This window comes from Streptomyces sp. NPDC000348 (genome assembly GCF_042898795.1).
Taxonomy (GTDB): domain Bacteria; phylum Actinomycetota; class Actinomycetes; order Streptomycetales; family Streptomycetaceae; genus Streptomyces.
This window is the reverse complement of sequence record NZ_JBIAZD010000003.1, coordinates 219230-233207: the sequence shown is the minus strand read 5'-3', so window position 1 is coordinate 233207 and position 13978 is coordinate 219230. Positions and strand designations below refer to the sequence as shown.

Annotated in this window: 12 protein-coding genes and 1 tRNA gene; 7 read left to right on the top strand and 6 right to left on the bottom strand. The window is 69.0% G+C overall.

Annotation, left to right across the window (positions count from 1 at the left end; translation table 11 throughout):
* Positions 1-181 precede the first annotated feature (181 nt).
* Positions 182-265 (bottom strand) — tRNA-Leu (locus ACFY3N_RS07935).
* A 497-nt stretch (positions 266-762) separates the two neighbouring features.
* Here ACFY3N_RS07935 and ACFY3N_RS07930 point away from each other — a divergent pair.
* The 7 genes from ACFY3N_RS07930 to ACFY3N_RS07900 all read left to right on the top strand — a co-directional run bounded on the left by ACFY3N_RS07930 (position 763) and on the right by ACFY3N_RS07900 (position 10137).
* Positions 763-1599: an FhaA domain-containing protein gene (locus ACFY3N_RS07930; RefSeq protein ID WP_390815753.1), complete on the top strand. Its 837-nt coding sequence runs from the start codon at positions 763-765 to the stop codon at positions 1597-1599.
* A 10-nt stretch (positions 1600-1609) separates the two neighbouring features.
* Positions 1610-2119, top strand: a complete 510-nt coding sequence (locus tag ACFY3N_RS07925; RefSeq protein ID WP_390815752.1) for an FHA domain-containing protein — start codon at positions 1610-1612, stop codon at positions 2117-2119.
* 141 nt (positions 2120-2260) lie between these two features.
* Positions 2261-3805 (top strand): Stp1/IreP family PP2C-type Ser/Thr phosphatase, encoded by a 1545-nt coding sequence (locus tag ACFY3N_RS07920; protein ID WP_390815751.1) that lies wholly within the window; start codon positions 2261-2263, stop codon positions 3803-3805.
* 27 nt (positions 3806-3832) lie between these two features.
* The gene (locus ACFY3N_RS07915) at positions 3833-5269 is read left to right on the top strand and encodes an FtsW/RodA/SpoVE family cell cycle protein (protein WP_390815750.1); all 1437 of its coding nucleotides are present in this window, start codon (positions 3833-3835) and stop codon (positions 5267-5269) included.
* Entirely contained in the window at positions 5266-6741 is a 1476-nt protein-coding gene (locus tag ACFY3N_RS07910) for a peptidoglycan D,D-transpeptidase FtsI family protein (protein WP_390815749.1), read from the top strand. Before ACFY3N_RS07915 ends, ACFY3N_RS07910 begins: the two co-directional genes overlap by 4 nt.
* 168 nt (positions 6742-6909) lie before the next feature.
* Positions 6910-8913 carry a Stk1 family PASTA domain-containing Ser/Thr kinase gene (gene pknB / locus ACFY3N_RS07905; RefSeq protein ID WP_390815748.1) on the top strand — a complete coding sequence of 668 codons (2004 nt, stop codon included), beginning with the start codon at positions 6910-6912 and terminating at the stop codon, positions 8911-8913.
* A 183-nt stretch (positions 8914-9096) separates the two neighbouring features.
* Entirely contained in the window at positions 9097-10137 is a 1041-nt protein-coding gene (locus tag ACFY3N_RS07900) for a restriction endonuclease (RefSeq protein ID WP_390815747.1), read from the top strand.
* A gap of 90 nt (positions 10138-10227) precedes the next feature.
* Here the strand turns inward: ACFY3N_RS07900 and ACFY3N_RS07895 are convergent, their stop codons facing one another.
* The 5 genes from ACFY3N_RS07895 to ACFY3N_RS07875 all read right to left on the bottom strand — a co-directional run bounded on the left by ACFY3N_RS07895 (position 10228) and on the right by ACFY3N_RS07875 (position 13933).
* Entirely contained in the window at positions 10228-10986 is a 759-nt protein-coding gene (locus ACFY3N_RS07895; RefSeq protein WP_390815746.1) for a class E sortase, read from the bottom strand.
* A gap of 13 nt (positions 10987-10999) precedes the next feature.
* Positions 11000-12127 carry a class E sortase gene (locus ACFY3N_RS07890; RefSeq protein ID WP_390815745.1) on the bottom strand — a complete coding sequence of 376 codons (1128 nt, stop codon included), beginning with the start codon at positions 12125-12127 and terminating at the stop codon, positions 11000-11002.
* On the bottom strand, positions 12124-12798 hold the full coding sequence (locus ACFY3N_RS07885; protein ID WP_390815744.1) for an aminodeoxychorismate/anthranilate synthase component II: 675 nt from the start codon (positions 12796-12798) through the stop codon (positions 12124-12126). The genes ACFY3N_RS07890 and ACFY3N_RS07885 overlap by 4 nt, the downstream gene beginning before the upstream one ends.
* A complete protein-coding gene (locus ACFY3N_RS07880; protein ID WP_040906698.1) occupies positions 12795-12956 on the bottom strand; it encodes a hypothetical protein in 162 nt (53 codons plus the stop codon). Before ACFY3N_RS07880 ends, ACFY3N_RS07885 begins: the two co-directional genes overlap by 4 nt.
* A gap of 197 nt (positions 12957-13153) precedes the next feature.
* The gene (locus ACFY3N_RS07875; RefSeq protein WP_390815743.1) at positions 13154-13933 is read right to left on the bottom strand and encodes a DUF881 domain-containing protein; all 780 of its coding nucleotides are present in this window, start codon (positions 13931-13933) and stop codon (positions 13154-13156) included.
* Positions 13934-13978: the final 45 nt, after the last annotated feature.

The window sequence follows — 13978 nt, the reverse complement described above, 5'->3', positions numbered from 1 at the left end:
TCCGGATGCCCGCCCCTCCCCATGCCTCGCAAAGGCCCCGGAAAGCGCCCCGGAGGGGAGCGGCACGCCCCTCCACGACGAAAATGATCATGAGATGTTCCTCACACGCCACCGGGCCGCCGCACCCGCTCCGAGCACGCGAAACGGGCGGCATCCGATGGATGCCGCCCGTTCGACGGTGTGCGCGAGGGGGGAGTTGAACCCCCACGCCCTTGCGGGCACTGGAACCTGAATCCAGCGCGTCTGCCTATTCCGCCACCCGCGCATTGGGTGTGTCTTCCGGGCCTTGCCCCTTGGGGCCCTGCGCCTTCCGACATCGAGAACATTAGCACGCTGGTCGGGATGGATTCACATCCCTTTCCCCGCGACCGCTCCCACCGGCCCCGACGAGCCCGGACCGCCCCGGCCGGCCGCCCCGCGGCCCCTGATGTCGCGGCGGTGACCGCCTCACGTATCAACCTCGTACCGGTGGTCCCCGTCTGTACGGGAGCCGGACGGAGTCCACAGCCGGGTGCGGGACACTGGTCTGCGGCCCCCTCTACGATCCATGGCAGAACCACGCGCACGAGCACGGCCGAAGGAGTTCGAAGAGGGGCTCCGGAGGGAACTTCGTCAGGCGTCGACATCCGTCGACCGGGCCGACAGGGGGAACCAGCCGATCGACCGGCGCGTGGATACGATCAGTAAGCAGTACCAGGTAGGCGGTGCGCGAAACGGTGCGCCGGGCAGTGCACAGGACGGCAGCGACGGAGGAGGTGCCTCATGGGAGTCCTGAAGAAGTTCGAGCAGCGTCTCGAGGGTTTGGTCAACGGCACCTTCGCCAAGGTGTTCAAGTCCGAGGTCCAGCCCGTGGAGATCGCGGGAGCGCTCCAGCGGGAGTGCGACAACAACGCCACCATCTGGAACCGCGACCGGACCGTCGTACCCAACGACTTCATCGTCGAACTGAGCACCCCGGACTTCGAGCGGCTCAGCCCGTACTCCGGCCAGCTCGGCGACGAGCTCGCCGGCATGGTGCGCGACTACGCCAAGCAGCAGCGCTACACCTTCATGGGCCCCATCAAGGTCCACCTGGAGAAGGCGGACGACCTCGACACCGGCCTGTACCGGGTCCGCAGCCGCACGCTCGCCTCCTCCGTCGGCCAGACCCCCGGCGCTCCCGGCGGCGCACCGCCGACCGGCCGCCCCGGCGGCTACGGCTACCCGCCGGCCGGCCCCACGGGCGCCCCGCCCATGCCGGCCGCGCCGCCGCCCGGCGGCGGTTACGGCTACCCGCAGCCCGCGGGCGGCCAGCGGCCCCCCGCCGCGGCCGGCGGACGCACCCGCTACTGGATCGAGATCAACGGCACCCGCCACCAGATCTCCCGCGCCACCCTCGTGATGGGCCGCAGCACCGAAGCCGACGTGCGGATCGACGACCCCGGCGTCTCCCGCCGGCACTGCGAGATCCGGACCGGAACGCCCTCGACGATCCAGGATCTCGGATCCACCAACGGCATCGTGGTGGACGGGCAGCACACCACCCGCGCTACGCTCCGCGACGGCTCGCGGATCGTCGTGGGCAGCACCACCGTTATCTATAGGCAAGCCGAAGGGTGAAGCGGGGGCAATGTCAGAGCTGACCCTCACGGTCATGCGGCTCGGGTTCCTGGCCGTACTGTGGCTGTTCGTGATCGTGGCCGTGCAGGTCATCCGGAGTGACCTGTTCGGCACTCGCGTCACCCAGCGCGGATCACGGCGGGACGCCGGCCGGCCGCAGCAGGCCGCCCGCCAGGCACCTCCACAGCAGCGCCAGCAGTCCGGCGGCGGCCGCCGCGGCCGCAACACCCCCACCAAGCTGGTCGTGACCGAGGGCACCCTCACCGGCACCACCGTCGCCCTCCAGGGTCAGACCATCACCCTGGGCCGGGCGCACGACAGCACGATCGTGCTGGACGACGACTATGCCTCCAGCCGCCATGCCAGGATCTACCCGGACCGCGACGGCCAGTGGATCGTCGAGGACCTGGGCTCCACCAACGGCACCTACCTGGACCGGACCCGGCTGACGACCCCCACACCGATTTCGCTGGGCGCACCGATCCGCATCGGCAAGACCGTCATCGAGCTGCGGAAGTAGTGCTACACCAATGAATGAGCGCGAGCGGAGCGAGCACGCAGCGGGGGTGCCCACCCAGGGTCCCGGCGCGCTCCCGACCGGAGGGTGGGCAGTGTGGCTCGACACGACCGGTTGTACCCGGAGCCGACGGGCGAGGTGCGCATGAGTCTGTCCCTGCGCTTCGCCGCCGGATCGCACAAGGGCATGATCCGGGAGGGCAACGAGGACTCCGGTTACGCCGGTCCGCGCCTGCTCGCCATCGCCGACGGCATGGGCGGCGCCGCCGCCGGCGAGGTCGCCTCCTCCGAGGCGATCTCCACCATCGTCGCCCTCGACGACGACGTCCCCGGCTCCGACCTGCTCACCTCGCTCGGCACCGCCGTCCAGCGCGCCAACGACCAGCTGCGCATGATGGTCGAGGAGGACCCCCAGCTCGAGGGCATGGGCACCACCCTGACCGCCCTGCTGTGGACCGGTCAGCGCCTCGGCATGGTGCACGTCGGCGACTCCCGCGCCTACCTCCTGCGCGACGGCGTCCTCACCCAGATCACCCAGGACCACACCTGGGTGCAGCGCCTGGTCGACGAGGGCCGGATCACCGAGGAGGAGGCCACCACCCACCCGCAGCGCTCCCTGCTGATGCGGGCCCTCGGCAGCGGCGAGCACGTCGAACCCGACCTGTCCATCCGCGAGGTCCGGGCCGGCGACCGGTACCTGATCTGCTCCGACGGCCTGTCCGGCGTGGTCTCCCACCAGACCCTCGAGGACGCTCTGGCCAGCTACCAGGGCCCCGAGGAGACCGTCCAGAACCTGATCGAGCTGGCCCTGCGCGGCGGCGGCCCCGACAACATCACCGTGATCGTCGCCGACGTCCTGGACCTCGACACCGGCGACACCCTCGCCGGCCAGCTGTCCGACACCCCGGTCGTGGTCGGCGCCGTGGCCGAGAACCAGAACCAGCTCTCCGACAACGGCATCATGCAGACCCCCGCCGGCCGTGCCTCCGGTCTCGGCCGCAGGCGCCAGCAGGGCGGCGGGGGCGAGTTCGGCCCGCCCGGCAGCGGCGACATCACCGGCTTCATCCCCACCGACGGATTCGCCTACGGCGACGACGACTTCGTCAAGCCCGGCAAGAACCGCCGCTGGCTCAAGCGGTCCGTCTACAGCCTGCTCGCACTCGCCGTCCTCGGCGGCGGCCTGTACGGCGGCTGGCGCTGGACCCAGACGCAGTACTACGTCGGCACCAACGGCGAACACGTCGCCCTGTACCAGGGCATCAGCCAGGACCTGGCCTGGGTCTCCCTCTCCGAGGTCGAGAAGGACCACCCCGAGATCGAACTCAAGTACCTGCCGCCCTACCAGCGCAAGCTGGTCGAGGCGACCATCGCCGAAGGCGACCTCTACGGCGCCCGCGCGAAGATCGAGGAACTGTCGGTACAGGCCTCCGCGTGCAAGAAGCAGGCCGAGCGGCGCTCCGCCGAGAGCGAGAAGAACGCGAAGACCGGCGAGGGCGAGGCCGGAGGCACCACGGGAACCACACCCGCCTCCTTCACGTCCAAGGCCTCGCCTTCGCCGAACCCCTCGGACTCGGCGAAGGCCCCGGAGCAGTCCACGCCCCCGTCCACGACCGCCGCACCCACTCCCAGCCCCGGCCCCAGCCTCTCGGAGGAGGAGCAGAAGGTCGTCTCGCTGTGCGGTAAGCAGTAGGCAAGCCGTGAGAGGCCCTGTCACACGATGAGCAGTACTACCAACCCGTCGACGCAGCACACGTCCACGATCGGCGCGATCGGCGCCCCCAGCCGGCGCAACACCGAGCTCGCGCTCCTGGTGTTCGCCGTCGTCATCCCGGTCTTCGCCTACGCCAACGTGGGACTGGCCCTCAACGACGAGGTGCCCGCCGGGCTGCTGAGCTACGGCCTGGGCCTCGGCCTGCTGGCGGGCGTCGGCCACCTCGCCGTACGGAAGTTCGCGCCGTACGCGGACCCGCTGATGCTGCCGCTGGCCACCCTGCTCAACGGGCTCGGACTCGTCGCCATCTGGCGGCTGGACCAGTCCGAACTGCTGCAGGACATCCAGCAGGCCGGCACCGCCGCACCCCGGCAGCTGATGTACACCGCGATGGGCATCGCCCTGTTCATCGGCGTGCTGGTCTTCCTCAAGGACCACCGCGTCCTGCAGCGCTACACGTACATCTCCATGCTCGGCGCGCTGTTCCTGCTCCTCCTGCCCCTGGTACCGGGCCTGGGCAAGAACATCTACGGCGCCAAGATCTGGATCCAGGTCGGCAGCTTCTCCATCCAGCCCGGTGAGTTCGCCAAGATCGTCCTGGCGATCTTCTTCGCCGGCTACCTGATGGTGAAGCGCGACGCGCTCGCCCTGGCCAGCCGCCGCTTCATGGGCCTCTACCTGCCGCGCGGCCGCGACCTCGGCCCCATCCTGGTCGTCTGGATGGTCTCGATCCTCATCCTGGTCTTCGAGACCGACCTCGGCACCTCGCTGCTGTTCTTCGGCATGTTCGTGATCATGCTGTACGTCGCCACCGAGCGGACCAGCTGGATCGTCTTCGGTCTGCTGATGTCCGCCGTCGGCGCCGTCGGCGTCGCCAGCTTCGAACCGCACATCCAGCAGCGCGTCGACGCCTGGCTCGACCCGATGAAGGAGTACACGCTCTCCCGCGCGGGCGTCGCCGGCCACTCCGAGCAGGCCATGCAGGCCCTGTGGGCCTTCGGCTCCGGCGGCACCCTCGGCACCGGCTGGGGCCAGGGCCACTCCGAGCTCATCCGGTTCGCCGCCAACTCCGACTTCATCCTCGCCACCTTCGGCGAGGAGCTGGGCCTGGCCGGCCTGATGGCGCTGCTGCTGCTGTACGCACTGATCGTGGAGCGCGGCGTGCGCACCGCCCTCGCCGCCCGCGACCCGTTCGGCAAGCTGCTCGCCATCGGCCTGTCCGGCGCCTTCGCGCTCCAGGTCTTCGTCGTCGCCGGCGGCGTCATGGGCCTGATCCCGCTGACCGGTATGACGATGCCGTTCCTGGCGTACGGCGGTTCCTCCGTCATCGCCAACTGGGCGCTGATCGGCATCCTGCTCAGGATCAGCGACACGGCACGCCGCCCGGCTCCCGCGCCCGCCACCAACCCCGACGCCGAGATGACCCAGGTGGTCCGCCCGTGAACAAGCCCCTGCGCCGGATCGCGATCTTCTGTGGCCTGCTCATCCTCACCCTGCTCGTCCGGGACAACTGGCTGCAGTACGTCCAGGCCGACGAGCTGAGAACCGACGAGCACAACCGCCGGGTCGCCATCGAACGCTACGCGTCCCCGCGCGGCGACATCATCGTCGACGGCGAGCCGATCACCGGACACACCACCACCAAGGGCGACTTCAAGTACAAGCGCACCTACAAGGACGGCGCCATGTGGGCGCCGGTCACCGGCTTCGTCTCCCAGGCCTTCGGCGCCAACCAGCTGGAGTCCATCGAGGACGGCATCCTCACCGGCAACGACGACCGCCTCTTCTTCCGCAACACGCTCGACATGCTCACGGGCAAGAACAAGGAAGGCGGCAACGTCGTCACCACCCTCGACGGCGCCGCGCAGAAGGCCGCCTACCAGGGCCTGAAGAAGCAGGGCGGCAAGGGCTCCGTCGTCGCGATCGAACCGTCCACCGGCAAGATCCTCGCGCTGGCCTCCTTCCCGTCGTACGACCCGTCCACGATCGCCGGTGACAGCCTCGACACCGACGCCGAGGCGTGGAAGAAGCTCCAGAAGAAGAACAACCCCGACGACCCGATGCTCAACCGGGCACTGCGCGAGGTCTACCCGCCCGGCTCCACCTTCAAGGTCCTCACCGCGGCCGCCGCGCTCGAGAACGGGCTCTACGAGGACGCGGACCAGAAGACCGACTCCCCGCAGCCGTGGACCATGCCCGGCACCACCACCGAGCTGAAGAACGAGGGCAGCATCCAGTGCAAGGATGTCTCCCTCCGGGAGGCGCTGCGGGTGTCCTGCAACACCGTCTTCGGCAAGGTCGGCTCCGACCTCGGCAACGAGAAGATGCTCGAGATGGCCAAGAAGTTCGGCTTCACCGAGGAGCAGTTCACCCCGGTCCGCGCCAGCGCCTCGGTGTTCTCCGAGGACATGGCCCCCTCCGAGGTCGCGCTCTCCTCCATCGGCCAGTTCAACACCGCCGCCACCCCGCTGCAGATGGCCATGGTCTCCGCGGCCGTCGCCAACAACGGCACCCTGATGAAGCCGTACATGGTCGACGAACTCCAGGCCCCCAGCCTCGACACCATCGAGAAGACGGACCCGGAGGAGATGAGCCGGCCGATGTCGGCGAAGACCGCCCAGACCCTCCAGTCGATGATGGAGACGGTCGTCAACGACGGCACGGGAGCCAACGCGCAGATCCCCGGCGTCACCGTCGGCGGCAAGACCGGCACCGCCCAGCACGGTGAGAACAACAGCAAGAACCCCTACGCATGGTTCATCTCCTACGCCAAGAACAGCGACGGCAGCTCGCCGGTCGCCGTCGCGGTCGTGATCGAGGACGAGAACGCCGTGCGCGACGACATCTCCGGCGGTGGCCTCGCCGCACCGATCGCCAAGAGCGTGATGGAGGCGGTCGTCAAGGGCAAGCAGTGACCCCGGTCACGTCTGCTTCACATCGGTGCACGTTGCGGTACCGGTCCCGTATCGGCTGACGCACTTGGCCAAGTCACACAAAAAGAGCCGGGTACGGTAGGCCCGGACGGCAGCCTCCGGCGGCACGCGTGTGCCGCCCGGGACCGACGGAGAGGGCTGGTAGTAGCTATGGAAGAGCCGCGTCGCCTCGGCGGCCGGTACGAGCTGGGCCCGGTGCTCGGCCGTGGTGGCATGGCGGAGGTTTACCACGCGCATGACACCAGGCTCGGGCGCCAGGTGGCGGTGAAGACGCTGCGCGCGGATCTCGCGCGCGACCCGTCCTTCCAGGCCCGGTTCCGCCGGGAGGCCCAGTCGGCCGCCTCGCTCAACCATCCCGCGATCGTCGCGGTCTACGACACGGGCGAGGACTACATCGACGGGGTCTCCATCCCGTACATCGTCATGGAGTACGTCGACGGCTCCACCCTCCGCGAACTCCTGCACAGCGGCCGCAAGCTGCTGCCGGAGCGGACGCTGGAGATGACCATCGGCATCCTCCAGGCCCTGGAGTACTCCCACCGGGCCGGCATCGTCCACCGCGACATCAAGCCGGCCAACGTCATGCTGACGCGCAACGGCCAGGTCAAGGTCATGGACTTCGGCATCGCCCGCGCGATGGGCGACTCCGGCATGACGATGACCCAGACCTCGGCCGTCATCGGTACCGCGCAGTACCTCTCGCCGGAGCAGGCCAAGGGCGAGCAGGTCGACGCGCGCTCCGACCTGTACTCCACCGGCTGCCTGCTGTACGAGCTGCTGACCGTCCGGCCGCCCTTCGTGGGCGACTCCCCGGTCGCGGTCGCCTACCAGCACGTACGGGAGGAACCGCAGCCGCCGAGCGTCTTCGACCCCGAGATCACGCCCGAGATGGACGCGATCGTGCTGAAGGCGCTGGTCAAGGACCCCGACTACCGGTACCAGTCGGCCGACGAGATGCGCGCCGACATCGAGGCCTGCCTCGACGGCCAGCCCGTCGCCGCGACCGCCGCACTGGGCGCGGTCGGCTACGGCGGCTACCCCGACGACCAGCCGACGACGGCACTGCGCTCGGACGCCGGCCCCGGGGCGGCCACCTCGATGCTGCCGCCCATGAACCCGGACGACGGCGGCTTCGGCTACGACGACCGCCAGAGCCGGCGCCGCCAGCCGAAGAAGAACAACACCTCGACGATATTGCTGGTCGTGGCGGGTGTCCTGGTCCTCATCGGCGCGATCCTGATCGGCCGCTGGGCCATCAGCGGCAGCGGCGGCGTGGACAACGACATGGTCGCGACCCCGAACTTCGTCGGTGAGACCAAAGCGGACGCCGAACAACTGGCCGTCAACGGCGACTTGAAGCTCACCTTCAAAGAGGAGCCCTGCGAGGACCAGAGCAAGGGCAAGATCTGCTCCCAGGACCCCGCGGCGGGCACCAAGGTCGACAAGGACTCCACCGTCAACCTGACGGTCTCCACCGGGGCGCCGAAGGTGACCGTGCCCGACGTGCAGGGTCTCACCTACGAGAAGGCCAAGTCCCAGCTCGAGGAGAAGGGCTTCACGGTCGAGCAGGAGACGGAGGTGTCCGACCAGACCCCCGGCGTGGTCATCGGACAGGACCCCGAGGGCGACACGGAGCAGGAGAAGGGCAGCACCATCACCCTCACCGTCGCCAAGGAGGCGGACAAGTCCACCGTGCCCGACGTCACCAACAGGACCTGTGACGAGGCCGTGGCACAGATGACCGCCAACGGGCTCGTCGGCAACTGCGTCGAGGTGGAGACGGACAACCAGAACCTGGTCGGGAAGGTCATCGGAACCGACCCCCAGCAGGGCACCCAGCTCGCCAAGAACTCGCAGGTGACCATCCAGATCGGCAAGGCCAAGGAGAACCAGCAGGTCGCGGTCCCGAACGTCAACAACGCGACCCTCAAGGACGCGCGGAAGATGATCGAGCAGGCCGGACTCGTGGTCGGCAACATCGCCGGCTCCCAGGACGACAACAGCAGGGTCGTCGCGTCCAGCCCCGGCCAGGGCAACCCGGTCGACAAGGGCACGGCGGTCAGCCTGGTCACCGTGGCCCAGGGCGGCGGCGACAACGGGGGCGACAACGGCGGCATCTTCGGCGGCCTCACCGGCGGCCGCGACGACGACTGACGCGCGGCACCCCGCACGACGGGAGCCCCGGCACCCTCTCCGGAGGGTGCCGGGGCTCCCGTCGTCACCCGCCCCGCACATGCGTCCTTGCTCCGTTCGTGTCTTCGCCTTTCACCACTCGTTGACCGGGTGGGGTGGGGCATCCGGGTTCTGCCCCGGGCACCAAGATCGAAGGGGCAGAAGGTGATCACGGAATCCGTACTGCTGGAATCACAGACGCTACGCAGCAGCGTGCTGGACCGCACGGACGTACTCGACAAGGTCAAGGCCTTGTCACTGCTGCCGGACGGGATGCATGTGACGACGGCGATGGTGGCGGCGTACTTCGGCGTCACCACCGAGGCGATCCGTCAACTCAAGGCGCGACATCGCGAGGAACTGTCCTGCAGTGGAATGAGGACACTCCAAGGCCCTGAGCTCGCACAATTTAAGCGTGACATCCTGTCACTCTTTCCCGGCGGTTATCCACAGCCCCGGTCGAGCCTCACCCTCTACTCCCGGCGAGCCGTCCTCAACGTCGCCATGCTCCTCCGCGACAGCCATGTCGCCCGTCAGGTACGCACCTATCTGCTCGACATGGAGTACCTGGCGCGTACACAGCCTGTGGAAAACTCGTCCTCCACAGCACTCGACTCACTCGACGAGCGCATCGACCGGCGCATCACCCACATCCTCGGCAAGACCGTCGTGCCGATGTTCAACGCCCTGATCGCCGCATCCGGTGAACACCGCCGCGAACTCGTCGCGCTCCGCGAGGACATCGAGGACGTCGAGCGCAGGCTGTGCCGGCACCACCGCCGGATCAGCGGTCTGGAGGAAGGGCGCCCGGCAGACCGGGTCAGGGATTCCATCGCGGCCATGACCTGGCAGGCGTTCGAACGTCACGTCGCCGATCTGTTGCGCCGGGACGGCTGCAGCGACGTCGTCGTACGACAGGCCCACGTCGACCGGGGGATCGACATCACCGCGCGCACGGCCGACGGCCGCACCGTCGCCGTCCAGTGCAAGAACCGGGCGGGCCACCGCCACGTGCCGAGCTCGGACATGCAGAGGTTCGCCGGAGCCGCACGAGCCGTCGAACGCGTCGACGTCGCCCTGTTCGTCACCACGTCCTCCTTCAGCCACGAGGCACAGGCGATCGCCGACCTGAGCGGGGTCCTCACCGTGAACCGTGAGGAACTGGAGGCGTGGAGCGCCGGGTCACGGCTGAAGGCGCTGCGCTAGGCCCATGAGCAGAAGGCCCGAAGCCGCAAGAGCAAGTTGCGGCTTCGGGCCTTCGCCATGGTAGGCAATCGCCCCCCTCGGCAGGGGGACTCAGCGCAGTTCCTCCGGCGGTGTCCGCTCCTCGTCCACCTTCTCCGTGCGGACCAGTTCGCCCCACACGATGTACCGGTACGTGCTGGTGTACACCGGGGTGCAGGTGGTCAGCGTGATGTAGTGGCCGGCCTTCTTCCTGCCGGACTCCTTCGGGATCTTCCCGAGGACGTCGACGTTGTACTTCGAGGTCTCGGGGAGGATGCCGTAGACCTCGTAGACGTACCACGTGTCCTTCGTCTCGAAGACGATCGGGTCGCCCTTCTCGATCTTGTGGATGCCGTGGAACTTCGCGCCGTGCCCGTCCCGGTGGGCGGCGAGGGAGAAGTTGCCCTTCTTGCCGGAGGTCGGCAGGGTCGCCTTCACGGGGTCGGTGTAGTAGCCGGCGACGCCGTCGTTGAGGACCTTCATCGACGTGCCCTTCTCGACGAGGATCTCGTCACCGCTCATCGCGGGCACGTGCAGGAAGCCGATGCCGTTCCCGCTGTCGTAGGAGACGGGGCCGTCGCCGCCGTCGGCCCCCCGGGACCAGGAGTCGCGGACCTTGTCCGCCTGCCGGCCCGCCGCGCGGTCGGCGACGACGTTCGTCCACCACAGCGAGTAGACGACGAACAGGGCGAGCACCAGGCCCGCGGTGATGAGGAGTTCCCCGAAGAAGCTGACGACCATCGCCACCGGCCCCGGACGGCGGCGCCCCGGAGGGGACGAGGACGCGGGCGCGTCGGCGTGTTCTGCGGTGTCGTCGGTGGTGGATGCCACGTTCCCTCTGCCCTTAACTGACGAGCGCATCCGGCTTGCCCTTGCTGCGCGGCCGTTCCTCGACCATCTTGCCCCAGACGATCAAGCGGTACTTGCTGGTGAACTCCGGCGTGCACGTGGTCAGCGTGATGTAGCGGCCGGGCCCGGTGAAGCCCGAGCCCTTCGGCACCGGTTCGAGGACGCTCACATTGCTCGGCGGTGTCACCGGCAGCATCGACGCCGTCTTGTAGACGAAGTACTCGTCCTGCGTCTCCACCACGATCGGGTCGCCCGGCTCCAGCCGGTTGATGTACCGGAACGGTTCCCCGTGCGTGTTGCGATGGCCCGCGAGCCCGAAGTTCCCGGTCTTCGCGTCCGGCATCGCCGTCTTCAGCGCGCCCTCCGCGTAGTGCCCCACCATGCCGCGGTCGAGCACCCTCTTGCTGCTGATGCCCTCCGCGATCGGCACCACCACGTTCAGCTTGGGGATGTGCAGCAGCGCGAAGCCCTGCCCCGGCTCGAACGCCCCCGGCTTGCGCTCGCCGCTCGCCCAGTCGTCCTGGAGGTCGCTGGCCTCCTTGCCGGCCTGAGCCTGCGCCCGCACGTTCGTCCACCACAGCTGGTAGGTGACGAACAGCAGCATGAGCACACCGCAGGTGATGAACACCTCGCCGATCGCCCGGCTCGCGACGACCGCCGGACTCGCCTTGCGCGCCCGCGCCTGCCGACGCGCCTCCACCCTCGACAGCGGCGCCCGTGACGCCCCTTCAGACGCCCCTGGAGTCCCGTCCCGGACTGTGTCCGCACCGGGGCCCTCCGCGGCCTTGTGAGAGCCTCCACGGCGCCCGTGACGCTTCCTGGCGGCCTTCCTGCGGGCCGCCCGCCCGCCCGACGCTCCTAAAGGAGCCGACGCGGGCTCCTCACGCGCCGTTCGCTCCGGCGGCTCGGGGATCCGCAGCGCCACCGTCTCCTCGTCGACCGGCGGCAGATACGCGGTGCTCCCGAAGGCACCGCCACCGGAGCCGGACGTCGTGTCGTCGTGCCGGCCGTCCCCGTACGCACCCGGCGCCCCGTACGGCTGCCCGCCGTACGGGGTGCCCTGTTCGCCGGCGCCCCCGTAGGCGCCGGCGCCGGACTCGCGCTCGGGGCGCAGCGCGGTCACGCCGAGGACCTGCCCACCACCGGGGCGAGCCCCGCCGACCTCGCCACCGCGCTCTCGTCGCCGCACTCCACCAGCCAGTTGGCCAGCATCCGGTGGCCGTGCTCGGTCAGCACCGACTCGGGATGGAACTGCACGCCTTCGACCGGGAGTTCACGGTGCCTCAGCCCCATCACTATGCCGTCCGGCGTCCTGGCCGTGACCTCCAGCTCCGCCGGCACCGTGGCCGGTTCGGCGGCCAGCGAGTGGTAGCGGGTCGCCGTGAACGGGGAGGGCAGGCCCGCGAAGACGCCCTTGCCCCCGTGCTCCACCGGCGACGTCTTGCCGTGCAGCAACTCGGGCGCACGGCCCACGACCCCGCCGTACGCCACCTGCATCGACTGCATGCCGAGGCAGACACCGAAGACCGGCACCCCGGTGGACGCGCAGTGCCGCACCATGTCCACACAGACGCCGGCCTCCTCGGGAGTACCGGGCCCCGGGGACAGCAGCACCCCGTCGAAGCCTCCCCCACTCTCGGCTCCGCCCGAGCGGGAGGTGCTCCCACGCACATGCGCCGTCGACACCTCGTCGTTGCGCAGGACCTCGCACTCGGCACCCAGCTGGTACAGGTACTGGACCAGGTTGAAGACGAAGCTGTCGTAGTTGTCGACGACGAGAATGCGCGTGCTCACTGGTTGTCCACCGTCACATCGTTGAAGGGCAGCAGCGGCTCGGCCCAGGGAAAGACGTACTGGAAGAGGACGTAGACCACGGCGGTGATCAGCACCAGTGAGAGGAGCGCCCGCACCCATCCGTTGCCCGGCAGATGCCGCCAGATCCAGCTGTACATGCCGTCCCTTCCGTCGTACCACGGCACCAGACCCACGCCGTACGCCAACAGACTAACGGCGCGACGCCCCCGTTTTCCCGGCCTCCGCGGGCTGTGCGGGAACAGGACGGACCCGGCCTCGTGCACCCACGAGTACGTGGCTCGGGGCCGATCACCTCGATGTCCGGGCATGTTCCACGTGAAACCGGGACGGGCCGCTACTCCACGGGCTTCGCGTGGTGCAGGTCCACCGTGCCCGAGTAGCCGGGCAGGGTCACGGTCCCGTTGTCCTCGACCTGCCAGCCCAGCCCGTAGACGTTGACGTACACCATGTAGTTCTGGATCGCCGGCGAAGCGCTGAGCGCCTTCTTCAGCTTCTCGGGGTCACCGACCGCCGTGATCTTGTACGGCGGCGAGTAGACGCGGCCCTGCAGGATCAGGGTGTTGCCCACACAGCGCACCGCGCTGGTGGAGATCAGCCGCTGGTCCATGACCTTGATGCCCTCGGCGCCGCCCTGCCACATCGCGTTCACCACGGCCTGCAGGTCCTGCTGGTGGATGACCAGGTAGTCAGGCTGCGGCTCGGGATAGCCGGGGAGCTTGGCGGTGGCGTCCGGCGGCGCGTCGTCGAGGGTGACCGTGATCGCCTCGCCCTCGAGCTTCTGTGTGCCGGCGCGTTCCTCCAGATCGGCGAGCTTGTCGTCCTCCGCCTTGGTGCTGCCGTCGTCACGCTCGGCGAGGGATTCCACGTCATCGCGCAACGCTCCGTTGGCCTCCTCCAGCTCGCCGTTCTTGCGGCTGCGCTCGTGGATCAGGTCGGAGAGCTTCAACAGCGAGTCGTCCGTGCGGATGTTGGTGCCCTTGGCCGTGTCGAAGCTGGTGAAGAAGATGAGTCCCGCCAGCGCGAAGACGCCCGCGGTGAGGATCCGCACGGGCCTCGGACGGCGTCCGCGGGCAGGACTGGATTCCTTCCCGGGAAAGTCGGCAGAATTGCTCAACGTACCCTTATCTCCTTCGGCGCCGCGGAAGCACTACGCTAACGG